The sequence below is a fragment of the Halorubrum rutilum genome, assembly GCF_024494565.1.
The window spans coordinates 215,688-237,362 of the sequence record NZ_JANHDN010000004.1 but is presented as its reverse complement, the minus strand read 5'-3'; the positions used below and the strand labels follow the sequence as shown (position 1 = coordinate 237,362).

Annotated in this window: 25 protein-coding genes and 3 tRNA genes; 20 read left to right on the top strand and 8 right to left on the bottom strand. The window is 70.5% G+C overall.

The window, feature by feature from the left end:
• Positions 1 to 6: 6 nt before the first annotated feature.
• Positions 7 to 483, bottom strand: a complete 477-nt coding sequence (locus NO900_RS10325; protein ID WP_256409139.1) for a DUF7382 domain-containing protein — start codon at positions 481 to 483, stop codon at positions 7 to 9.
• 115 nt (positions 484 to 598) lie between these two features.
• On the opposite strand from NO900_RS10325, the gene NO900_RS10320 reads away from it, so the two are divergent.
• The 4 genes from NO900_RS10320 (at position 599) to NO900_RS17555 (ending at position 2,872) form a co-directional block, all read left to right on the top strand.
• Positions 599 to 1,708, top strand: a complete 1,110-nt coding sequence (locus tag NO900_RS10320) for an ATP-binding protein (RefSeq protein WP_256409138.1) — start codon at positions 599 to 601, stop codon at positions 1,706 to 1,708.
• 19 nt (positions 1,709 to 1,727) lie between these two features.
• A complete protein-coding gene (locus tag NO900_RS10315) occupies positions 1,728 to 2,075 on the top strand; it encodes a CrcB family protein (protein WP_256409137.1) in 348 nt (115 codons plus the stop codon).
• Entirely contained in the window at positions 2,072 to 2,428 is a 357-nt protein-coding gene (locus tag NO900_RS10310; protein ID WP_256409136.1) for a fluoride efflux transporter FluC, read from the top strand. Before NO900_RS10315 ends, NO900_RS10310 begins: the two co-directional genes overlap by 4 nt.
• A gap of 69 nt (positions 2,429 to 2,497) precedes the next feature.
• Positions 2,498 to 2,872: a hypothetical protein gene (locus NO900_RS17555; protein ID WP_256409135.1), complete on the top strand. Its 375-nt coding sequence runs from the start codon at positions 2,498 to 2,500 to the stop codon at positions 2,870 to 2,872.
• Between the two features lie 33 nt (positions 2,873 to 2,905).
• Here the strand turns inward: NO900_RS17555 and cca are convergent, their stop codons facing one another.
• Positions 2,906 to 4,324 carry a CCA tRNA nucleotidyltransferase gene (gene cca / locus NO900_RS10300; RefSeq protein ID WP_256409134.1) on the bottom strand — a complete coding sequence of 473 codons (1,419 nt, stop codon included), beginning with the start codon at positions 4,322 to 4,324 and terminating at the stop codon, positions 2,906 to 2,908.
• A 162-nt stretch (positions 4,325 to 4,486) separates the two neighbouring features.
• On the opposite strand from cca, the gene NO900_RS10295 reads away from it, so the two are divergent.
• A tRNA-Asn gene (locus NO900_RS10295) sits at positions 4,487 to 4,559 on the top strand.
• A gap of 107 nt (positions 4,560 to 4,666) precedes the next feature.
• Positions 4,667 to 4,741, top strand: a tRNA-Ile gene (locus NO900_RS10290).
• A 4-nt stretch (positions 4,742 to 4,745) separates the two neighbouring features.
• On the opposite strand, the gene NO900_RS10285 is transcribed toward NO900_RS10290, so the two are convergent.
• Positions 4,746 to 5,609 (bottom strand): TIGR01548 family HAD-type hydrolase, encoded by an 864-nt coding sequence (locus NO900_RS10285; RefSeq protein ID WP_256409133.1) that lies wholly within the window; start codon positions 5,607 to 5,609, stop codon positions 4,746 to 4,748.
• Positions 5,610 to 5,673: 64 nt separating this feature from the next.
• Complete coding sequence (locus NO900_RS10280; protein ID WP_256409132.1) at positions 5,674 to 6,177, bottom strand: UPF0146 family protein; 504 nt, start codon at positions 6,175 to 6,177, stop codon at positions 5,674 to 5,676.
• Between the two features lie 39 nt (positions 6,178 to 6,216).
• Between NO900_RS10280 and NO900_RS10275 the strand changes: the two genes are divergently transcribed.
• The 4 genes from NO900_RS10275 to ubaA all read left to right on the top strand — a co-directional run bounded on the left by NO900_RS10275 (position 6,217) and on the right by ubaA (position 9,578).
• Positions 6,217 to 6,738 (top strand): archaemetzincin family Zn-dependent metalloprotease, encoded by a 522-nt coding sequence (locus NO900_RS10275; protein ID WP_092564926.1) that lies wholly within the window; start codon positions 6,217 to 6,219, stop codon positions 6,736 to 6,738.
• A gap of 43 nt (positions 6,739 to 6,781) precedes the next feature.
• A complete protein-coding gene (locus NO900_RS10270) occupies positions 6,782 to 7,081 on the top strand; it encodes a DUF6432 family protein (RefSeq protein WP_092564924.1) in 300 nt (99 codons plus the stop codon).
• A gap of 103 nt (positions 7,082 to 7,184) precedes the next feature.
• The gene (ygfZ, locus tag NO900_RS10265; protein WP_256409131.1) at positions 7,185 to 8,345 is read left to right on the top strand and encodes a CAF17-like 4Fe-4S cluster assembly/insertion protein YgfZ; all 1,161 of its coding nucleotides are present in this window, start codon (positions 7,185 to 7,187) and stop codon (positions 8,343 to 8,345) included.
• Between the two features lie 420 nt (positions 8,346 to 8,765).
• Positions 8,766 to 9,578, top strand: a complete 813-nt coding sequence (ubaA, locus tag NO900_RS10260) for an SAMP-activating enzyme E1 (RefSeq protein WP_256409130.1) — start codon at positions 8,766 to 8,768, stop codon at positions 9,576 to 9,578.
• A 52-nt stretch (positions 9,579 to 9,630) separates the two neighbouring features.
• On the opposite strand, the gene NO900_RS10255 is transcribed toward ubaA, so the two are convergent.
• Positions 9,631 to 10,047 (bottom strand): zinc ribbon domain-containing protein, encoded by a 417-nt coding sequence (locus NO900_RS10255; RefSeq protein ID WP_256409129.1) that lies wholly within the window; start codon positions 10,045 to 10,047, stop codon positions 9,631 to 9,633.
• A gap of 106 nt (positions 10,048 to 10,153) precedes the next feature.
• On the opposite strand from NO900_RS10255, the gene NO900_RS10250 reads away from it, so the two are divergent.
• From NO900_RS10250 to thsB, 5 genes are all read left to right on the top strand, one after another.
• Entirely contained in the window at positions 10,154 to 10,534 is a 381-nt protein-coding gene (locus NO900_RS10250; RefSeq protein ID WP_256409128.1) for a Rid family detoxifying hydrolase, read from the top strand.
• Positions 10,535 to 10,837, top strand: coding sequence for a DUF7981 family protein (locus tag NO900_RS10245; RefSeq protein ID WP_256409127.1), 303 nt, complete (start codon positions 10,535 to 10,537; stop codon positions 10,835 to 10,837). It abuts the gene before it with no gap.
• 27 nt (positions 10,838 to 10,864) lie between these two features.
• Positions 10,865 to 10,946, top strand: a tRNA-Ser gene (locus tag NO900_RS10240).
• A 262-nt stretch (positions 10,947 to 11,208) separates the two neighbouring features.
• Complete coding sequence (locus tag NO900_RS10235; RefSeq protein ID WP_256409126.1) at positions 11,209 to 11,373, top strand: hypothetical protein; 165 nt, start codon at positions 11,209 to 11,211, stop codon at positions 11,371 to 11,373.
• A gap of 324 nt (positions 11,374 to 11,697) precedes the next feature.
• The gene (thsB, locus tag NO900_RS10230) at positions 11,698 to 13,344 is read left to right on the top strand and encodes a thermosome subunit beta (RefSeq protein ID WP_256409270.1); all 1,647 of its coding nucleotides are present in this window, start codon (positions 11,698 to 11,700) and stop codon (positions 13,342 to 13,344) included.
• A 756-nt stretch (positions 13,345 to 14,100) separates the two neighbouring features.
• Here the strand turns inward: thsB and NO900_RS10225 are convergent.
• Together NO900_RS10225 and NO900_RS10220 are read right to left on the bottom strand one after the other, a co-directional pair.
• Positions 14,101 to 14,691 (bottom strand): 50S ribosomal protein L15e, encoded by a 591-nt coding sequence (locus tag NO900_RS10225; protein WP_256409125.1) that lies wholly within the window; start codon positions 14,689 to 14,691, stop codon positions 14,101 to 14,103.
• 674 nt (positions 14,692 to 15,365) lie between these two features.
• Complete coding sequence (locus NO900_RS10220; RefSeq protein WP_256409124.1) at positions 15,366 to 16,691, bottom strand: sodium-dependent transporter; 1,326 nt, start codon at positions 16,689 to 16,691, stop codon at positions 15,366 to 15,368.
• Between the two features lie 233 nt (positions 16,692 to 16,924).
• Here NO900_RS10220 and NO900_RS10215 point away from each other — a divergent pair, with 233 nt between their 5' ends.
• The 3 genes from NO900_RS10215 to NO900_RS10205 all read left to right on the top strand — a co-directional run bounded on the left by NO900_RS10215 (position 16,925) and on the right by NO900_RS10205 (position 18,685).
• Positions 16,925 to 17,161 carry a ribbon-helix-helix domain-containing protein gene (locus NO900_RS10215; RefSeq protein WP_256409123.1) on the top strand — a complete coding sequence of 79 codons (237 nt, stop codon included), beginning with the start codon at positions 16,925 to 16,927 and terminating at the stop codon, positions 17,159 to 17,161.
• Complete coding sequence (locus tag NO900_RS10210; protein ID WP_256409122.1) at positions 17,154 to 17,879, top strand: queuosine precursor transporter; 726 nt, start codon at positions 17,154 to 17,156, stop codon at positions 17,877 to 17,879. Before NO900_RS10215 ends, NO900_RS10210 begins: the two co-directional genes overlap by 8 nt.
• A 74-nt stretch (positions 17,880 to 17,953) precedes the next feature.
• Positions 17,954 to 18,685 carry a DUF5781 family protein gene (locus tag NO900_RS10205; RefSeq protein WP_256409121.1) on the top strand — a complete coding sequence of 244 codons (732 nt, stop codon included), beginning with the start codon at positions 17,954 to 17,956 and terminating at the stop codon, positions 18,683 to 18,685.
• A 457-nt stretch (positions 18,686 to 19,142) separates the two neighbouring features.
• Here the strand turns inward: NO900_RS10205 and NO900_RS10200 are convergent, their stop codons facing one another.
• Positions 19,143 to 20,519, bottom strand: coding sequence for a hemolysin family protein (locus NO900_RS10200; RefSeq protein WP_256409120.1), 1,377 nt, complete (start codon positions 20,517 to 20,519; stop codon positions 19,143 to 19,145).
• A 212-nt stretch (positions 20,520 to 20,731) separates the two neighbouring features.
• On the opposite strand from NO900_RS10200, the gene NO900_RS10195 reads away from it, so the two are divergent.
• Together NO900_RS10195 and NO900_RS10190 are read left to right on the top strand one after the other, a co-directional pair.
• Complete coding sequence (locus tag NO900_RS10195) at positions 20,732 to 21,058, top strand: glutaredoxin family protein (protein WP_256409119.1); 327 nt, start codon at positions 20,732 to 20,734, stop codon at positions 21,056 to 21,058.
• Between the two features lies 1 nt (position 21,059).
• A complete protein-coding gene (locus NO900_RS10190) occupies positions 21,060 to 21,569 on the top strand; it encodes a redoxin domain-containing protein (protein WP_256409118.1) in 510 nt (169 codons plus the stop codon).
• Positions 21,570 to 21,675: the final 106 nt, after the last annotated feature.

Sequence of the window (21,675 nt, the reverse complement as noted above, 5' to 3'; positions counted from 1 at the left end):
CCTCCGTCACTCCTCGACGACGAGCACCGCCGTGTTCTCCCGCTCGTCGACGTAGTCGCCCTCTGCCGGCGGCTTGACGTCGACCGTGAGCGTCCCGTCAGGCTGGTTCGGTCCCAGCTCCGGCGCGACGTCGACGGTCGCGACCCCCTCCTCGTTCGTCTCCGCCGTCGCGACCCCGTCGATCTGCGCCGACCCGCTGCGGACGAGGACCGTCGCGTCGGCGACCCGCCCGCCGTCGGGGTCGATGACGGAGACGTCGATGGACTGCTCGCCGGGCGTCGTCACCTCCGGCTGCGGCTGCGCGTCCACCTCGGTCGCGGCGAGCCCCTCGATGTCCCCGATCATCCCCATCATCACGCTGAGGCTGGCGACGCCGACGACGAGGGCGATCACCAGTCTGACCGGTAACCCCTCGATCGCGCGGCTGTCCGCGCGGAACGATCGGCGGTTCGCGGTGCGTCCGTCGCGTTTCGAGTCCGACATACGGCCCCTGGCCGCGGCATCGCTCATAAGCGGTCGGCTCGGTAGCGCCGTCGTCGACGAGCTCGCCCGTCTCGCCTCCCCGACCCTTTTGGGCGATACCGCGGCCACCGCCGGTATGCACGTGCTCGGACGCGAGGCGGACGGGGACCGCGCCGCGTCGCTCCCGACCGTCCGTCTCGGCTCCTTTCTCGCCCGCGACGGTACCGCCGGAGCCCCGGTCGGCGTCGACGCGGACCGGCCGCACGCCGGCGTCGTCTTCGGCAAGCGCGGCACCGGGAAGTCGTACACGCTCGGCGTCCTCGCCGAGGGGCTCGCGGACGCGTCGGGCGTCTCCCCGGTCGTCGTCGATCCGATGGGCGTCTTCGAGGGCCTCCGGGCCGTGGGCGGTCCCACGGTCGAGCCGTCGATCCGTCCGGACGCGGTCCCGGCGTCCGCGTGGCCGGACCTGCTCGGCCTCGACCCGACGGGCGGCCCGGGCGGGGTGGTGTGGCGGGCCGTCGCCGACGCGACGGCGGGCGCGGGGACGGTCTCGGTCGCCGACCTGCGCGACCGCGTCGCCGAGGCCGACGCGCCGGAGAGCGCGCGCCTCGCGGCCGCGAACCACCTTCGGCTCGCGGCGTCGTGGGGCGCGTTCGACGCCGAGGCGCCGCCGATCACCGCCCTCGCGACCGACGGGACTCCGACCGTGCTCGACCTCGCCGGGGTCCCCGAGGCCGCCGCGGCCGCCGTCGTCAGGGCGGTCGCCCGCGGGCTCTACGACGCCCGGATCGGCGGCGACCTCGACCGGCTCCCGTGGCTGCTCGTCGACGAGGCGCACGCCTTCTTCGGCGGCGTCGCCGACCCCGCCCTCCGAACGCTCCTGACCCGCGGCCGCGCGCCGGGGGTCTCGCTCGTCTGCGCGACGCAGCGCCCGGGCGCCCTGCCGAGCGTCGCCGTCTCCCAGTCGGACCTGCTGGTCTGTCACCGGCTCACCGCCGAGCGCGACGTGGCCCGGCTCACGGAGGCCGAGGCGACGTACCTCGCGGGCGGCCTCGCCGAGCGGCTCCCGACCGGCACCGGCGAGGCGCTCGTCGTCGACGACGCGACCGAGACGAGTCACACCGTCAGGGTCCGCGAACGGCGGACGCCGCACGGCGGCGGGAGCCCCCGAGCGAGCGACGCGGGTGCTTCCGACGGGCCCGCTGCAGACGCCCCGGACGCGCCCGAGCCCGAAGGTCCAAGGTGACCGCCACCGACGCGTTCGCATGGAACGGACGCCGCTCGGGTACCTGCTCGTCGCAGCCGGCGGCTTCCTCGGCGCCGTCGCCAGACACGGCGTCGCCGTCGCTGTCGAGGACCCGACCGGCGCCGGCACGCTCGCTGCCAACGCCGTCGGGTCCTTCGCGCTCGGGCTGTTGGTCTCTCGGGCGGCGACGACCCGCGCACAGCTATTCGTCGGTACCGGGGCGCTCTCGTCGTTCACGACCTACAGCACGTTCGTCGGCGACGCCGTGGCGCTCGGAGGGCTCTCCGGAGCCGCGTACGTCGCCGCGAGCTACGCGGTCGGATTCGCGGCCGCGCTCGGCGGACTCCTGGTCGGGGGCCGAGCGTGATCGGACCGCTCCCCGCGACCGCGCTCGTCGGCGTCGGCGGAGCGTTTGGCGCGGTCGCCAGGCACGTCGTCGGGCTCCGGGTCGCGGGACGCCGCTCTGTGGTGACCGTCAACGCGCTCGGCAGCCTCGCGCTCGGCGCCGTCCTCGCCGCGCCAATCGGCTCGGCGGCGACGCTGTTCGTCGCGACGGGCGCCTGCGGCGCGTTCACCACGTTCTCGTCGTTCGCGGTCGAGGCGGTGTCGGCCGCGACCGACGGCGAAACAGATGTCGCCGTCGGGTTCGCCGCCGCGAACCTGGCGGCCGCGTTGGTCGCGTTCCTCGCCGGGTCGACGCTCGTCGGCGCGGTCGCGTGAGTCGCTCCGGCCGTCAGTCCGACGGCCGGGAGCGACAGGTACAGGCACCTCCGGGCCGTACCGGCTCGCGTGACAGACGACGCCGAGAGCCGGGTCGACGGGGGGGCCGACGCGGAGCGCGCGACCGGCGATCCGGACCCCGCGGATCCGGACGCGGCCGCCGCCTCCGCGGAGGCCGCGCCGTCCGAGGCCGCGTCCGGAGCGTTCGGCGACGAGGCGCCCTCGTTCGGCGATCTCTCGCTGCCGCAGCGGGTGTTCGTCGCCGCGGTCCAGAACCCGACCCGCGGCGTCGTGATCGCCGGGCTCCTCGTGTTCGCCCTCTCGTTTTACGTCGCCTTCTGGCTCGTCTTCCCGCGCGTCGCGGCGTTCACCTCGGCGATCGGGGCGATCCTGATCGCGCTCGTCGCGCTCGTCTACCTCGCGTCGGACCGCCTCTCGGCGTGAGGGCCGCGGAGCGGCGGCGGTTCCGCGGCCCGGTCACGGGTGCGGCTCGTAGAACTCGCGGAGCGTCGTCCCGAACGTCGGCGCCAGCGTCGCGACGGCGTCGCCGACCAGCACGTCGCGCTCGGCGAACGCCCGCTCCACCTGCGCCCCGAGCGCGACGTCGCCGGCGGCGTCGCTCTCGAGGTAGGCCCGAACCGTCGTGAACTCCCGCTCCCGCTCGACGACGTACCGCTCGCCGTCGATGAACGGGCCGTACGTCTCCGGGTCGACGTCGTCGGCGTACGACTCGTAGAAGCTCGCGGCGTGTTTCCGCACCGCGACCGGCGGGCCCTCGTGGCGCTCGACCGCCGGCCGCTCGGCGACCTCCAGCTCGGCGTACAGCGCGGCGCGGACCGGCCCGGTCGGGCCCCGTTCGGCCCGGTCGTCGTCGACCATCGCCTGCGCGCGCAACACGTCGAACCCGTGCGCGTTCAGCCCGCGGACGATCCCGTCGAGGGAGCGCCGGAGCTGGGGCCACAGCTGGTCGTCGACCAGGTCGGGAGCGTCGAAGACGACGGCGACCGGGGTCGTCTCCCGCCGATCGAGGTGGGCCCGGACGCCCGCGGCGTCGAGCGCCTGCGGGTCGTCGGGCTCGAACAGCGTCTCGCGCGGCGCCGCGAGCAGCTCGCGGGCGTAGTGCTGGAACCGCGCGGCGTTCGCGGCCGAGAGCACCGCCGCGACGTTCCGGGTCGGGTCCGTGGGATCGACGACGACGAGCGGATCGTCGAACGTCTCCTCGGCGTGACCCTCCGGGTCGAACTCCACCGGCGGGTGCCAGCTCCGCGCGGACTCGACGAGGGGGACGAACCCGCCGAGCTCTAACACGAGCAGCTCCGTCAGGTAGCCCGAGAACCCCTCGGTGCGGAGATCGCTCCCGTAGGCGCCGATCCCCTTCAGGAACGCCTTCGCGAGCACCACGTCGTCGGCGAGCTCGTCGTCGAGCCGCGCCGAGAGGTACGCGTCGTGGAAGGGGGTCCGGTCGACCGCGGAGACGAGCTCGCCCGCGGTCTCCACGTCGTGACAGGGGACGAGGTCGACGTCGAACCCCTCGTAGGTCCCCTTCACGTACGGGTGTTCGGCGTACTCCTCGTGGCCGTCGGGGAGGACGGCGTGACCGACCGCGAGCCCGTACTCCTCCAGTTCGGCGCGGTCGAGGTCCGCGTCGAACCGGACGAACAGGTCGATGTCGCGGTCGCCGGAGACCCACGTCCCGCGGGCCGTCGACCCCACCTGCACCACGTCCGCCTCGACGGGGAGGTCGGCGATCGCCTCGCGGGCGCGCTCGACGAGGTCGCCGGCGACCTCCCGGAGCCGGTCGCGCTCCTCGGGCTCCGGAACCACACGGTCGCGGACGCGCGAGAGGACCGCGTCGAGGTCGTCGGACTCGGGCTCGTCCGACTCGGGATCGTCCATGTCCGTCCCTCTCGCGGTCCGACCGAAAACGTGTCGGTCGCGGGGGCAGCGGGGCGGTCGGAAAAACGGCCGCCGGCGACTCGACGCGCCCACGTGGTTCGTCGCGGCCGAGTCGGGCGGAAACGAAAGCCCTATCAAAACCAGTCGAGTATCTTGAATCGGGCCGAAGTAGCTCAGTTGGTAGAGCGCCTCGCTGTTAACGAGGCGGTCCCAGGTTCGAGTCCTGGCTTCGGCGCCTCATCGTTTCTCGCTCTGCGTAGCTCCCTGTTCGTACCGGTACGGCTTCCCGCGATCGAGGGGATTCGGTACGCTAAAGGGTTCGTCCCGCTAACGCCGGAACACGGGCCTTTAGCTTAGTCCGGTTAAAGCGACTCGCTCATAACGAGTTGATCGCCGGTTCGAATCCGGCAAGGCCCATCTTCTATTCCAGCAACCCGACCAGCTCGTTCACGTCATCGACGACCGCGTCGGCCCCGTTCTCGGCGAACTTCCGGCGCCCCTCCTCGCCGGTCAGCCCGCCCGTCAACACGGCGATCCCGTAGTAGACGCGGCTCGCGTCCTCGTCGTCGGCGTTGCGCGCGGTCCGCACGTCGTCGAGGGTGTCGCCGGCGAAGGCGACGCGCTCGGCGCCGAACCGCTCCGCGAGGGCGACAAGCGCCCGCGGGTGCGGCTTCCCCTCCTCCCAGTCGTCCATCGTGAACCGGCGGTCGTCGGGGACGTCGAGGCCGACGCGCTCCAAGGCGATCTCGGCCTCGGCAGCGGGCCGCCCCGTCAACACGCCGACGTCGAACCGCTCGGTGAGGTCCGCGATCGTCGCCGGCTCGACGAGCGTCGGCTCGTCGTGGATGTACCCCGGCGCCGACAGCGGCGGCTCCCCGCCCTCGAGCTCGCGGTACAGCTCCTCCCCGAGGTACAGCGCCTGGAACGTCTCGCGGAGGCGCTCGGTGTCCCACTGGTCGCGGACGCGCGCCTGCGCGACCCGGGGGAGGTCGCCGACGACCGCCTTCGCCGCGGCGAGCCCGCCCCCGGCCTCGGCGACCCGGTCGGTGAACGTCTCCGGGTCCATCCCGAGCCCCTCGCGGCGGGCCAACACGTACAGCGCGGCCGCGTCCGTCAGCTCCCAGTCGTTGTTGAACCCGCCGGCGTCCTTGAACGCCTGGACCGTGTCGCGGTCGATCGTCTTGCCGCACACCCTGTCGACGGACTCGATTACGGCCCGCCGGTACGAGTCGCCGACGTCGACGAGGACGCCGTCGATGTCGAGAACGACTGCGTCGACCTCCATACCCGTACGCCGGCAGGTGAGGGAAAGAACGTTCGGGTTCGCGGTCGATTCGGCCGGAAGCCCGTCACCGTCCGCGATCGACGCCCGAGGATCCGGACCCCGCCGGACCGCCGCGGGCGACGTAGAGCGTGGCTCCGGAGAGCGACCGCCGCCGGACCGGCACGGTCGGCTCCTCGAAGCCGAGGGTGGTGAACAGGCACGCGGCGTCCAGGCGCTCGGCGAGCGTGAGCGTCGGGCGCTGGAGTTCCGCCGGGAGGTTACAGGCGTACACCGCGTCGAACCCGCCCGTCACCTCGTCAGGTTCGGTTCCGGTCTCGCCGCCCGCCGCCTCCGCGAGGGCGAGCACGTCGGCCTCGACGACGCGAAGCGAACCGTCGACCGTCGCCGCCTCCGTCCCGTCGGCGGCGGCCCGCGTCCGCTCGCCGACGGCGACGTCGATCGCGACGACGTCGCGGCCGCGTTCGGCGAGCGATCGCGCGACGCCGGGACGGTCGCCGACGCCGACCTCCAGCAGCCGATCGCGGCGGGCGAACTCCTCGACGAGCGCCAGACGGGGCGGTGAGACCACGGCGCGGGCTTTAAGATTGGGGCGGTCATAAGCCGTTTCATGCTCGTGGACATCGTCCCCGTCGGGGAGGTCACCCCGCGCGTGAAGCGGGAGGCCTCCGGCGCGCTCCGGTCGGTATACGACTGCGACGTCACGGTCCACGACGATCAGCCGATCCCCGAGACCGCCTACGACGAGGGTCGCGACCAGTACCGCGCCGAGGACCTGATCGAGACCGTCAGCCGCGTCGGCGGCGGCGAGAAGAACATCGGAATCACCCCGCAGGACCTCTACTACCGCCGCCGGAACTACGTGTTCGGGCTCGCGTACCTCAACGGCAACGGCTCCGTGATCTCCACCCACCGGCTCCGCACCTCCTCCGACGGCGGCGTCTCCACGAAGCCCGCGGTCGACGTGTTCTCGGACCGGGTCCGCAAGGAGGTGGTCCACGAGATCGGCCACACGCTCGGGCTGGAGCACTGCGACAACAGCAAGTGCGTCATGTCCTTCTCCCCGACCGTCCGCGAGGTCGACGTGAAAGAGGAGAACCTCTGCGGCTCCTGTTCCCGGCTGGTCAGGTGACCCCGCCGGTAGAGGTAAACCCCGTCCTGTCCAACGAACGCCCATGGCCGCAAAGCCGGAATACCGCGACCGCCCCGACGTCGAGGTCGCGCTGCTGGACGCGCTCGTCGACCGCGGCGACGAGGGGATGACGGTGTTGGAGCTGCGTGCGGCCGTCGACGCCGACATCGACGCCGTCGAGGAGGCGCTGTCGTCGCTCAAGGAGGACTCGCTCATCACCGTCGAGAGCGAGGAGCGCGTCCGCGTCTACGCGCACGACCGCGTGATCCCCGACCCCGACGCGCCGGACGACGACCCGCCCGGTGGACTCGTCGACGCGATCCGCGACCGGCTCGGGCTGTAGCTCGACCGTCCGCGGCGGCGTCGAACCCTCCCGCGACCACGCCCCGGTGGCGCCACCGCCGCGAGCCAGCGACCTTTTGCCGCTCCCCGGCCTCGTTTGGGGTATGACTCTCGTCTCCGGCACGCACGGCGCCCACGGCGCGACGTACCGCGACCGCGGCGGCCGTCGGGTGGTCGACCACTACGGGAAGCCAGAGCGCGTCGGGAAGGCGGTCCGCAACGTCGTCGGCGTCATCGAGATGGGGTACGGCGTCCTCGCGATCACGGGCGACGACCGCGTCGAGTTCGTCGACAACGCCGTCTCCAACCGCGTTCCGGCCGAGGACGGACGGGGCGCGTACGCGCTCCTGCTCGACCCGCAGGGCGGCATCGAGACGGACATGTACGTGTACAACGCCGACGAGCGCCTGCTCGTCTTCCTCCCGCCAGAGCGCATCGCCGACGTCGCCGAGGACTGGTCGAGCAAGGTGTTCATCCAGGACGTGACGGTCGAGGACGCCTCCGACGAGTTCGGCGTGTTCGGCGTCCACGGCCCGAAGTCGACCGAGAAGATCGCCTCCGTGCTCGGCGGGCCGGGCGCCCCGGAAACGCCCCTCTCGTTCGTCCGCGGCTCGATGGTCGACGCCGGCGTCACCGTGATCGCGACCGACGCGCCCCTCGGCGAGGAGGGATACGAGGTCGTCTGCGCGGCCGACCACGCCGAGGAGGTGTTCGACACGCTGATCAACCGCGGGCTCAACGCGGCCCCGTTCGGCTACCGGACGTGGGACGCGCTCTCCGCCGAGGCGGGCACGCCGCTCTTCGAGTACGAGCTGGAGGGAACGGTGCCGAACGTCCTCGGCCTCCGCAACGCCCTCGACTTCGAGAAGGGGTGTTACGTCGGCCAGGAGGTCGTCTCCCGCGTCGAGAACCAGGGCCGTCCGAGCCGCCGCCTCGTCGGGCTGACGCTCGACGGGCTCGCGGACGCGACCGCCGAGATTGACGGCGACGCCGACCCGGAGGGGTACGACGAGGTCCTGCCGACCCCCGGCGCGGCGGTCTTCGCCGGCGACGAGGCCGTCGGCGAGGTGACTCGCGCGGCGGTCGGGCCCGCCTCGGGCGACCCGATCGCGCTGGCGCTGGTCCGGTACGACGCCGCCCTCGACCCCGTGACCGTGCGCGTCGACGGCGACGAGGTCGCGGCGGCTCGCGCCGACCTCCCCTTCGCGTCGGTCAAGGGCAGCGCGCAGTCCGCTCGGCTCCCGACGTACCCGAGCGACGAGTAGTCGATGTCGACGCTGACACGGTCGCACTCGCGGTCGGCGCGTGCCGCCGAGCGCCCGCAGGGCGCGAGGTGCACGCGCGAGGGAGTCGCTGGCGGCGACAGCCGCCAGCGACGAGGCTGGGGAGGCGTGAGGCTGCGGTGCGGTCGCGGATGGGTGGGACTCAAAGGGGCAGTCGTCGAGGACGGCGCAGGCGACGTAAGCACTGGAGGGAGCGAGCAACGCGAGCGACCGAAGCGCGCAACGAGCGTGCGCCGTCCTCGACGACTGGGGCTTTGGCGGTGTTCACTACCGAACCGGGATCAACCGTGTATCGCCGAGCGGCTGGGGCTCTGGCGGTGTTCACCGCAGTCGGCGCCACACCAGCAACGATGGAGTGCGCTCGGGAACACGATTATACCGTCGCCCCGCCCACGTCGACCCATGAGTCTCTCGCTCGACGCCGACCAGCTCGACCGGTACTCCAGGCACGTCATCATGGACGAGGTCGGCCCGGAGGGACAGCGACGCCTCCTCGACGGCCGCGCTCTCGTCATTGGAGCGGGCGGGCTCGGCGCGCCCGTCATCCAGTACCTCGCGGCCGCCGGCGTGGGGACGCTCGGGATCGTCGACGACGACGTCGTCGAGCGCTCGAACCTCCAGCGGCAAGTGGTCCACGGCGACGCCGACGTGGGCGAGCCGAAGGTCGAGTCCGCGGCCAGGTACGTCGACCGGCTCAACCCCGACATCGACGTGGAGACGCACGAGACGCGCCTCGACGAGGGGAACGTGCGCGACCTGCTCGCCGGGCACGACGTCGTCGTCGACTGCGCGGACAACTTCCGGACGCGGTACGTCGTCAACGACGCGGCCCGGATCGAGGGGGTGCCCGTCGTCCACGGCGCGATCTACAAGTTCGAGGGGCAGGCGACGACGCTCGTCCCCGACGGCCCCTGCTACCGGTGTCTGTTCCCCGAGGCGCCCGAGCCCGGGACGGTCCCCGACTGCGCGGCGACCGGCGTGCTCGGCGTGCTCCCCGGCACGGTCGGGTGTATCCAGGCGACCGAGGCGATCAAACTCCTGCTCGACGCGGGCGAGACGCTCGACGGCCGGCTCCTCTTCTACGACGCGATGGACCTGAGCTTCGAGACGGTGCCCTACCGCCGGAATCCGGACTGTCCGGTGTGCGGCGACGACGGCATCGAGACGATCGACGGGATCGACTACTCCGGCGGCTGTCGCGTGGACGCGGACTAGCGCCGGTCGGGTCCGTGCCGACGCCGACTCGGCTCGGACCGACCGGCCGCGCTCACAGCGAGCGCTCGGTCACCGCCGACCCCCCGGCGGCGCCCGAGCCGTCGCCCGCGAACCCCGACCGGACGCACCACCGACAGTAGCGGAAGTCCGGCCGGTTCTCGGCCCCGCAGTGCCGGCAGACGACGGTCTCGCCGTCGGCGTCGAGCGGCGGCGGGTCCCCGTCCGGGTCGGTCCCGCTCGCCGTCGAGCCGGCGTCGGCGCCCACGGCGAACTCCGGCCCGGCGGCCGCGGCGCCGTCGGAGTCGGAGTCCTCCTCCAGAATCGACTCCGACGGCGACGAGTCACCCGGGGAGCCGAGCGCTTCGGGCGGGTCCCAGTTCCGCCTCGCGAGGAGCCACGCGAGCACGACGTTGGCGGCGAGCACCCCGACGAACACCGCGGCGACCGGAAGGAGGTTGCCACCCGTCATATGGTGTGTGTTAGCAGGCGAGGAATATATGCCCAACGGCGGTCGGAGGGGGGGGTTCGCTCGGGTCCCCGGCACTCTTAGGGCGGCCCGCCGAACGAGGGGGTACATGAAGGAGATCGTTCACACCGACGCGGCGCCCGAGGCGGTCGGGGCGTACAGCCAGGCGACGACGAACGGCGAGCTCGTCTTCACGGCCGGGCAGATCCCGCTGACGCCCGACGGCGAGCTCCTCGGCGACGCGCCGATCGCGGAACAGACGGAGCGGGCCCTCGACAACCTCGTCGCCGTGCTCGACGAGGCGGGCGCGGCGCCGGCGGACGTGTTGAAGACGACCGTCTTCCTCGCCGACATCGACGACTTCGACGAGATGAACGCGACGTACGCGGACTACTTCGACGAGTCGCCGCCGGCGCGGTCGGCGGTACAGGCGGGCGCGCTCCCGAAGGGCGTCGGGATCGAGATCGAGGCGGTCGCCGCCGTCGAGTAGATGACCGCCGAGGGCGACGAGGGCGGGAGCGAGGGCGACGAACGCGAGGCGGGAGGTCGCTCGGACGCCCCCGCCGCGCGGCCGGCGAAGCGCGCCAGGGCGAAGTCGGCGGCCCTGTGGGGGCTCGTCGGCGGGTTCGGGTTCGTCGTGCTCGCGCAGGGGTTCCTGATCGTCGCGGGCGACCTCCCGGTCGGGTACGGCGGCGTGGTCGGTCTCGCCGCGGCCGTCGCCGTCGCGTCCGGCGGAATCGCCTACGCGACCGAACACCGTCTGCGTGCGAAGCGCGTGAAAAGAAGGACTTAACAGTCGCACCGGATTATCTCGGCGTGAGCCAGGATGGCCGAGTGGTAAGGCGCACGCCTGGAAAGCGTGTTCCCTTCCGGGATCGGGGGTTCAAATCCCTCTCCTGGCGTTCTTTGTCGACGCCGATCACGAGCGAGGAGCGGAGCGAGGAGCGAGTCCGGCGTCGACGAACCCGGACGAGGATTTGAACCCAACCAGTCGCGCGTAGCGAACGATGCGAGCGAACACGTCTGATTTCGGTTTGAATCCTCCTCCCGGCGTTTTCTACCCGTACGACCCGCGTCGCAAGATGTGGTCTCCATCAGTATAGTCGACGTTCTCAGAGGCCGACATAAGACTCATATGCATGGGTAGAGTTGACACGGGTGACGATGCCAGACACGAAATCGGGTCGCGAGCGGAAAGGGAGAGACAAGCGCCGGCAGCTGGAGAGCCGGCTCAACGAACGCGAGCTCAGCGCCGCCGACGAGCCGCCGGAGCCGACGCTCGACGAGGTCGACTCGGAGTATCTCGACGGGGACGAGCTCGGTCGGTGAACGCTCGCGACCGAACGCCGTCTTCGATTTTGCGAATATAGTTACTCGCCGCGAGCGACCCGCCAGCCGTCTCACGCGCCGAGAGCGACGCTCTTCCCGCGCGTCCGCCTTCCGACGCGTCGACGTAGTATATAAATAATGCCGCAGAGGCGACGGAATCGCCGTGAAGTGCCATGCTAACTACTCGCACAAAATCGAACTAATCGCCGCGTAGTCGGGCGTTTTTCGGGAACGATACACCGTCGATCGCGGCGACGACCGATCGCTCCTCAACGACGGATTTATATAGAATCACAATCAATCAAACGCTGTATGAGTCAGCGAATGCAGCAGGGTCAGCCGATGATCATCATGGGCGACGACGCCCAGCGCGTCCAGGACAAGGACGCACAGGAGTACAACATCTCCGCGGCGCGCGGCGTCGCCGAGTCCGTACGCTCGACGCTCGGACCGAAAGGGATGGACAAGATGCTCGTCGACTCGACGGGCGACGTCACCATCACGAACGACGGCGTCACCATCCTGCAGACGATGGACATCGACAACCCGACCGCCGAGATGATCGTCGAGGTCGCCGAGACCCAGGAGGACGAGGCCGGCGACGGCACGACGAGCGCGGTCGCGATCGCGGGCGAGCTCCTCAAGAACGCCGAGGACCTCCTCGAACAGGACATCCACCCGACGGCGGTGATCAAGGGCTTCAACCTCGCGAGCGAGTACGCCCGCGAGCAGGTCGACGAGGTCGCCACGCGCGTCGAGCCCGACGACACGGAGACGCTGAAGAACGTCGCCGAGACGTCGATGACCGGCAAGGGCGCCGAGCTCGACAAGGAGACCCTCGCCGACCTCGTCGTCCGCGCCATCCAGGGCGTCACCGTCGAGGCCGACGACGGCTCGCACGTCGTCGACCTCGCGAACCTCAACATCGAGACCCGCACCGGCCGCGCGGCCGGCGAGTCGGAGCTCCTCTCGGGTGCAGTGATCGACAAGGACCCCGTCCACGACGACATGCCGACCGACTTCGAGTCGGCCGACGTCCTCCTCCTCAACGACCCGATCGAGGTTGAGGAGGCCGACGTCGACACCTCCGTCAACGTCGACTCCCCGGACCAGCTCCAGAAGTTCCTCGACCAGGAGGAAGAGCAGCTCCGGGAGAAGGTCGACAAGATCGTCGAGTCGGGCGCCGACGTCGTCTTCTGTCAGAAGGGGATCGACGACCTCGCCCAGCACTACCTCGCGAAGGAGGGCATCCTCGCGGTCCGCCGGACGAAGAAGTCCGACCTGAGCTTCCTGAAGAACGTGCTCGGCGCGCCGATCGTCACCGACCTCGACTCGCTCACCGCCGAGGACCTCGCGGTCGGCTCGATCGAGCGCGACGAGGAGGAGGGCTTGTTCTACGTCGAGGGCGAGGACGCCCACGGCGTCACCCTCCTGCTGTACGGCACCACCGACCACGTCGTCGACGAGCTCGAACGCGGCATCGAGGACGCCATCGACGTCGTCGCGACGACCGTCTCCGACGGCCGCACGCTCCCTGGCGGCGGCGCCATCGAGGTCGAGCTCGCCCGCCGGCTCCGCGACTACGCCGACTCCGTCTCCGGCCGCGAGCAGCTCGCCGTCGAGGCGTTCGCCGACTCGCTGGAGCTGATTCCCCGCGTGCTCGCCGAGAACGCCGGGCTCGACGCCATCGACCTGCTCGTCGACCTGCGCGCGGCCCACGAGGCGGGCGACGCGCACGCCGGGCTGAACGTCTTCTCTGGCGAGGTCGAGGACACCGCCGAGGCCGGCGTCGTGGAGACGGCGCAGGCGAAGGAGCAGGCGATCTCCTCGGCCGCCGAGGCCGCGAACCTCGTCCTGAAAATCGACGACATCATCTCCGCGGGCGACCTGTCGACCGCCAGCGACGACGACGAGGGCGGCGCGCCCGGCGGCGGCATGGGCGGCATGGGCGGCATGGGCGGTGCGATGTGACGATTCGGTAGGTCACAGCTCCCCCATACCTGCTCCGACCGCGCATCGTCACCCGAACACACACGCTTGCGTTCCCCCGGTTTTGCCTTTTTATACTGCTGAAACCCGTCGTAGTCGAAACCGCTACTTCGGTCACAATCAATGCAGGAATAGCGGTGAGTAACAGCGAGAGTGGGTATAGTACGTTGTGAGAGAGATCGTTTATAAGTCGGAACGTGGTGTTGCTGTTGGTGGTTTATACCTGATCGACGCTGCTGCGGAGAAGACCCTCAAAGCCCCAGCCGCGCTCGGCTCCCACAGCTCGCTGCGGTCCTCAGTCGGTCGCTAACGCTCCCTCCTTGCGGTCCTTTCGTCGCTGGGGTTCGCCGAGCGCGGCTGCCCCTTTGAGTCCCACCCACCGCAACCGCACGGCAGCCTCACGCCTCCCCAGCCTCGCGGTTCGCGCTCTGTGAGCGCTCACCGCGTCCCTCGCACCGTCGGCTCGCGGCCCTTCGGGCCGCTCGCCGGGGCGCGCCACCGCCACGTCTATTTATAAGTGATCGTCGCCGTCGCTCACGGCTATTTAAATACCGAACCGCCACCGCCGATCTGCAACACTCACTCCCCCTATCGATCAGGATGCCCGTTGGGTGACCCGCCGTTTCAGAAGAGGACGTTCTGAAGCAGAGAGATTCGAGACACGAGAGCTCTGCTCGACGTCGCCGCTACGCAACTGATAAACGAGAGAAGTCGATTGCGACCGCAGGCGGCGAACCGTTATTTGCCTTGGCGGTCGTTTCCGGTGACGCTCGGCCGGGTCTTCTCCGTGCCCTTGCCGCGTTTGCGCTGGCCGCGGCCCTTCGTGCCGGCGGAGGTGAGCCCGCGGAAGGCGCGCCCGCGGTGGTCGTCGGAGGTGATCCAGCCGAGGTCGTCGTCGTTCTCGATCGCGGGGTGGGCGGGGTCCACGAGGATGACCTCGTGCCACTTCTGCGAGCCGTCCTCGCCGACCCAGTAGGAGTTGAGCACGCGGAGGTTGCGGTACTTCCGCGAGGCGCGCTCCTCGGCGATGCGCTGGATCGACTTGCGGCGCGAGAGGCGGTTGACGCCCTGGCGCTTCGAGCGGCGACCCGCCGTGAAGCGCTGCTTGCGCGAGCCGCCTTTCCGGACGCTCACGCGGGCGACGATGACGCCCTGCTTGGCCTTGTAGCCCAGCTCGCGGGCCTTGTCCAGCCGAGTGGGGCGCTCGATGCGCTCGATGGCGCCCTGGTCGCGCCACTCCTGTTTGCGCTGCCACTGCAGCTCCGCCAGTTTCCCCTCCTTGGGGGACCGCCACGCCTCCTTGATGTGCGAGTAGAAGCTTCGTGCCATATGTTGTCCGCGGACGGTTGCGATTCAGCCGCGAGGCGGCCACATGTCGTCTCGTCCCGGGGTGTCAACCGCGTCGACGGCGACGTTCGCGTCGGCGTCGACGGGCGCCCGGCGGCGAGTGCCCGCTGTGTCCGCACCAGCGAGTTGGCCGTATTTCCCGCGGTTCGCCCTTAACCGCTTCGCTACGGCGTTCGCGTGGGTGGCGGTGGCACGCCTCGGACGACGACGACGGACCCGTCCGAGCGGAGGGACGTCGACGCGTCGCGATCGGGTCCGGTTCGTCGAGCGCGGACCGGTCGGTACCGAGCGGGAGTACGAAGAGCGGGGTCGTCGAGACCCGGGGCGCACCCCACGGATGTCAGGACCGCGGGACGCGCCGCGGTGGGTCGCTCACGGGCGGCGTGGGGGTAACGGGCGCGTCCCACAGGGAGCGGGACACACCGTCGGTGACGAGTACCGCTCAACCGTCGCCGATGGTCGTCTCGTCCATCGGCGTCCGATCGTTGCGACGCGAGTTCGATAAGCCCGAGCCCCCGACACCGTGGGGCTTTTTCCCCAGTCGGGAGCGAGGAGGGCAGTCTTCGGTACCGCGCGCAGTCTTCGGTACCGCACGCCGACTCCGCCCGCGCGTCCCGTCCGTCAGTCGCGTCCGCACCGCCGTCGCGTCCGAGCGCTCACAGCGCCGCCCCCATCGCGTCGACGGTCGCCAGCACGCCGAAGTAGAGGACGTACAACAGTATCAGGACGATCGGGACTCGGAGCAGCCAGATCCAGACCGCGCCGAGCGCGTCGCCGCCGCGCATCCCCGTCCGGAGCTCCTCGGTCCCCTCGGCGGCGTACGCCCAGCCGACGAAGACCGCGAGCAGGAGTCCGCCGCCGATGAGCAGCACCTGGTTGGCGAGCACGTCGTACGCGGTGAGGTAGCGCAGGTCGATCGCCGTCGGGATCCCCAGGAGGAAGATCGCGACCGCGACACCGGCGGTCGCGGGCTTCCGGTCGACGTCGAACGTCTCGGTGACGTAGGCGACGATCACTTCGAGGATGCTGAACGCGCTCGTGACCGCGGCCATGAACAGCGCGACGTAGAACACCGTGCCGACGGCCCGACCGGCCGGGAACTCCGCGAACGCGGTCCCGAGCGCCACGAACACCGTTCCCGGGCCGCCCGTCCCCGGATCGACGCCCTGCGAGAACAGGAACGGGAAGATGGCGAGGCCGGCTAAGAGCGCGATGGAGGTGTCGACGACGAGGATGATCAGACCGTCGTTGAGCAGACTGCGGTCCTCGCCGAGGTAGGAGGCGTACGTGACCATCACGCCCATCCCGAGCGAGAGGGTGAAGAAGGCCTGTCCGGCCGCGTCGGGCAGCAGCGCGAGCGCGTCGCCGAACAGCGTCGAGACGTCCGGCGAGAGGTAGAAGGCGTACCCCTCGGCCGCGCCCTCCAGCGTCGCGCCGTAGCCGGCGAGGAGGACGAGCAGGACGACGACGCTCGGGATCATGAACTTCGCCGCGCGTTCGAGGCCGTTGCGGACGCCGAGGACGACGATGCCGGCGACGAACGCCATGAACAGCGCGTCGAAGGCGATCGCGTTCGCTCCGACCGACACCGACTCGAAGTACGCCGCGGGGTCGCTGGTGTACGCGCCCGTGACGCTCGCGATGATGTACTGGATCACCCAGCCGCCGACCACGCTGTAGTACGACAGGATGACGAAGCCGGCGAGCGCGCCGAGGCCGCCGATGAACCGCCAGTTCGAGCGGCCGAGCGCCTCGAACGCCCCGATCACGTTGCGGTTCGACCGCCGCCCGATCACGAACTCCGCCAGCACGAGCGGTAACCCCACCCCGACGACGAGCAGGAGGTACGCGACGAGGAACGCCGCGCCCCCTGACTCGGCGGTGAGGAAGGGGAATCGCCAGACGTTTCCGAGTCCCACGGCGCTGCCCGCCGCCGCGAGGATGAACCCCGCCCGCGTCGCCCACGATTCTCGTTGGACCATAGTCGGCGAATATCGACCATCGGGCCTATGAAAGGCGTTCGATCGCGGCGCGCCGACGGGGCGTCCCGCGATCGGGCGACGCGACGGCGTCGCATCCCGCGACGCGACGGTACTGCGTCCGGAACGGTGCGCTTTAATCACCCCGACGATAATCCCGTGATAGTATCATGAGAGTATTCCAGCGGCCGGAGACGGCCGATCGGACGATGGCGTCCCCGGAGGGTGAGTGACCCGTGCCCAAGATCAGCGTCGAGATCCCCGGCGAACTGCTCGACGACCTCGACGAGCACGTCGGCGACGACGGGAAGTTCGTGAACCGCAGCGACGCGGTCCGGGCGTCGATCCGCAAGACGCTCGACCGCCTCGACGAGATCGACGCGCGGCACGGCCGGCTCGACACCGGCGGCGTCGACGGGGGCAACATCGACGGGGGCGACGCCGACCACGGCGACGAGGCGAGCGATGAGTAGCCGGACGCGGGGAGAGGCCCGGAGCGGCGGCCCCTTCGCGGCCGACCCGCTCGACCGCTCCGCGGTGGCCGCGGTCGGGCTGATCACCCTGTTCGTCGTCGCCCTAGCGACCGCGCAGCTCACCGCCGCGAAGGTGCTCGCGCTGCCGCTCCCGGTCGCGCTCCCGGTCGTCGGCGCCGAGATCACCCTGCCGGGCGCCGCGCTCGCGTACGCGCTGACGTTCCTCGCGTCCGACTGCTACGCCGAGCTGTACGGCCGCCGCGCCGCGCAGGTGGTCGTCAACGTCGCGTTCCTCGCGAACTTCCTCGTCCTCGCGCTGGTGTGGTCGACGCTCGCCGCCCCCGGCGTGAATCCCGAGATCTCGGCCGCGTTCGACACCGCTCTCGCGCCGGCGACTGGCGTCGTCGCCGGCAGCCTGCTCGCGTACGTCGTGAGCCAGAACTGGGACGTGTTCGTCTTCCACGCGATCCGCGACCGCACCGGCGAGGGGCTGCTGTGGCTCCGCAACATCGCCTCGACCGCGACGAGTCAGGCGATCGACACCGTGATCTTCGTCGGCGTCGCGTTCTACGTCGCGCCGGTCCTGCTCGGGACCGGGGAGCCGTTCGCGCCGTCGCTCCTCCTCACGCTCGGCCTCGGGCAATACCTCCTCAAGCTCGCGATCGCCGTCCTCGACACCCCGATCGTCTACCTCGTCGTGGGCGCCGTGCGCGAGTAGGCGACCGCCGCGCTCGGCGGTCCGCGCCGAGGGGCGCAAGAAACTTACCGCCCGCCGTCGTGTGAACGGTACGCATGGATCTCCGCGTGCAGGGTGACGTTCCCCCCGATCCGTTCCTCGGCGCCGCCGACCTGTTCGAGACCGAGTGGTCCCTCGACGATCCGGTTCACGTGAAGGTGCGCGAGGACCCCGACGAGCGGACGTGGGCCGGCCACTACGACGGCTACCACGTCCTCAACGTCTCGAAGCGCGCCGCCACCAGCGCGATGGCCCGCGAGCTGGCCGTCCACGAGCTCTCGCACATGGCCCGCTACGAGGAGGGCCACGCCTCGCACGTCCAGTCGACGGAGGAGGCGCTCTACCTGGGCCTCTCGGGCGAAAAGGTGGAGCGCCGCAAGCTCGCGCACTGCTACCAGATCGCGAACCACATGAAGGACATCTACGCCGACGACATCACCCTCTCCGTCGCGCCCGCGGACAAGCTCCTCGGCTTCCTGGAGTCCACCCTCGCGGCCGCTGTCGCCGACCGCCCCGCCGTCTCGCGGGACGGCTCGCCGCCCGTGACGGCCGGCGCCGACCCGGAGATCACCGCGGTCAACGCCGCGTTCGCGCTCGCCCTCGTCGAGCGCCACGAGATCGCCGGACGAGACCACCGGATCTACGACCTCGCGCGCGCCGCCGGCAGCGACACCGACGCGGTCGACGTCGACGCGTTCAAGGAGCGCTTCCTCGGGCTCGGTCCCGACCCCTCCGAGAGCGACTACCGGAAGGCGCTCGTCGCGGCCGCCCGGGCGTACGCGGTGTGAGGGGCGATGAGAGGCTGAGAGAGGGGTAGGGGTTCGAACACGGCACGGGCGATCGACGACAACTGTTTATAAATGAATAGTGCGGCGGCGCGTGCCTGCGAGGCCGCTCCGCGGCCGAGCAGCACCGCGCGAGGGAGTCGCTGGCGGCGCCAGCCGCCCGCGACGAGGCTGGGGAGGCGTGAGGTGCCGTGCGGTTGCGGTCGGAGTGGGACTCAAAGGGGCAGCCGTGAGCGGGACGCAGGCGACGAAAGGACCGCAAGGAGGGAGCGATAGCGACCGACTGAGGACCGCAGCGAGCGTGCGTCCCGCTCACGGCTGGGGCTTTGGAGGTGTGTACCGCACCAGCGACGGCCACGACGTACAGCCGAGCGGCTGAGGCTTTGGGGGAGTTCACCGCACCGGCGACAGCAACGACTCACAAGTGATCGCCATCGCCCGAACGATGCGTACGGGCGACTTATACCGCGTCGTCGGGCGCCGTTTCGGCCTCGCCGGCCCCGCCCTTCTCGGCCCCCTCTTCGTCGACGTCGAGCACCGTTACGCGCGCCGACATGATCCGCGTGTTGTCCACGCGCTCGATGCGGATCCGGACCCCGTCGAAATTGATCTCCTCGCCCTCCTCGACGAGGCGGCCGGCGCGGTTGAAGACGAAGCCGGCGAGCGTCTCGAACTCCTCGCCCTCCGGGAGGTCGATGCCGAGGATCTCGTTGACCTCGTCGATGTTCACCTCCCCCTGGACGACCGCGACGTTCTCTTCGAGGAACTCGACGGGCGCCTCCTCGTCGCCCTCCAAGATCTCGCCGACGATCTCCTCGACCATGTCTTCGAGGGTGATGATCCCCTCCGTGGTGCCGAACTCGTCGATGACGGTGACCATCTGGAGGCGGTTCTCCTGCATCTCCGCGAGCAGCTCGTCGGCGTTCTTCGACTCGGGGACGTGCAGCGTCGGCTTGACGACCCGCGCCAGCGACGGCTCGCCCTCGGAGTAGCGCAGCTCGCGGACGAGGTCCCGGACGGTCACCACGCCGATGATGTTGTCGAGGTTGCCCTCGTAGACGGGGACGCGCTCGTGGTCGGCCTGGATGCACGTCTCGATCGCCTCCTCGACCGGCTGCTCCTTCGCGACCGCGGTGACGTCGAGGCGGGGCGTCATCACCTCCTTGGCGATGGTGTTGTTGAACCGGAAGATGCGGTCGAGCATCTCGCGCTCCTCCTCCTCGATGACGCCCTCGCGCTCGCCCGTCTCGATGATGTCCTGGATCTCGTCGCGGGTGACGTACGTCGACTCGATCGCCGCGGAGCCCCCGATGACGCTGTTGACGCCCTTCACGATGTAGTCGAACAGCACCACCAGCGGGTAGAGCGCGTACTCCGAGGCCTTCAGCGGGCGGGCGATCCGGAGCGCCCACGACTCGGTGTTCTCGACGGCGTAGGACTTGGGGGCGCTCTCGCCGAAGATCAGGACGAGGGTGGTGATCCCGAACGTCGTCGCCAGCACGGACTGCCCGCTGGAGAGGTAGAATCCGAACAGCGCGGTCGCGATGGAGGTCATCGCGACGTTGACGATGTTGTTGCCGACGAGGATCGTCACGAGCAGCCGGTGGGGGTTCTCCTTCATGTCGCGGATCGTCTTCGCGCCCGTGACCCCCTCGTCGACGAGGCTGTCCACGCGGTGCTGCGGGAGGGAGAACATCGCGATCTCCGACGAGGAGAAGAACGCGGACAGGCCGATCAGCGTCAGGATGGCGAGGACGCCGAGGACCGTCACCGCGTTCTCCCCCGGCATCGGCAGCTGTAGCAGACCGGCTGTCAGCGTGCTCGACGACAAGCCCATATTCATTCGTCTTCCGGCGGCGGATGGTTAAAGGATTACCTTCGGCGACCCGGACGAGCGGGCGAACCGGCGGTCGGCGGCGGAACGGGTCGGCGGTCGGCGGTTGGCGGTCGGCGGCGAGACGGACCGCGGATCGCTCTCGATCGCGCCGGGCGAGCGCGGAGCGTGCCGCGGCCGACACGATTACACGTCCCGCGGTCGAATCGACGCCCATGACGGAGCCACAGATCACCCTGTACAGGTTACAGGCGTGCCCGTACTGCGAGCGCGTCGTCCGGACCCTGAACCGGTTCGGCCTGGAGTACGAGTCCCGGTACGTCGAGCCGATGCACTCGGAGCGGAACGTCGTCAAGCGCGTTTCCGGCGCCCGGAGCGTCCCGGCGATCGTCGACCGCGAGACCGGGGTGACGATGTCCGAGAGCGCGAACATCGTGGAGTACCTCGAAGGGACGTACGGCGACGCGGCGGCCGACGGGGGCCGCGCAGTCGACGACGCGGCGACCGACGGGGGCCGCGCAGTCGACGAGGGAGGTGCCTGAGATGCCCGACTTCGACGTCGTCTCCCTGCCCGAGACGGACCACGTCGCCGAGGGCGACGCGGCGCCCGACTTCACCCGCCCTCTCGTGAACGAGGAGTACTGGGAGGACCGCGCGCTCGACGACGTCGTCGACGGGCCGACGCTCCTCGTCTTCCATCCGATGGACGGCGCCTTCCAGGCGACCTACCTCTACAACACGATCGACGACCACGGGTGGGCCGACGACCTCGACGTGGTCGGCCTCTCGATCTCGTCGCCGTACGCCCACAAGCGCCTGCTCGCCGAGCGCGGCGAGGACGTCCGGATCTTCTCGGACCCCGGCGCGGGCGTGATCGAGGAGTACGGCGTCGCTCACGACATCGACGGCATGACCGGGATCACCGAGACGCGCCCGGCCGTGTTCCTCCTCGACGCCGACCGCACCGTCGAGTACGCGTGGGTCGCGAGCGAGCACCCCGAGTTCCCCGACGCCGAGGCGATCGACGACGCGATCGGTCGGCTCGTCGACTGAGACCGTCGTCGATATCGGCTCGACCGAGGCCTCGTCGACGCCGGTTCGACTGGTCCCGACGACGGTCTCCGCCGTGCGACCGCGTCGCCCACACACGTCATCCTTT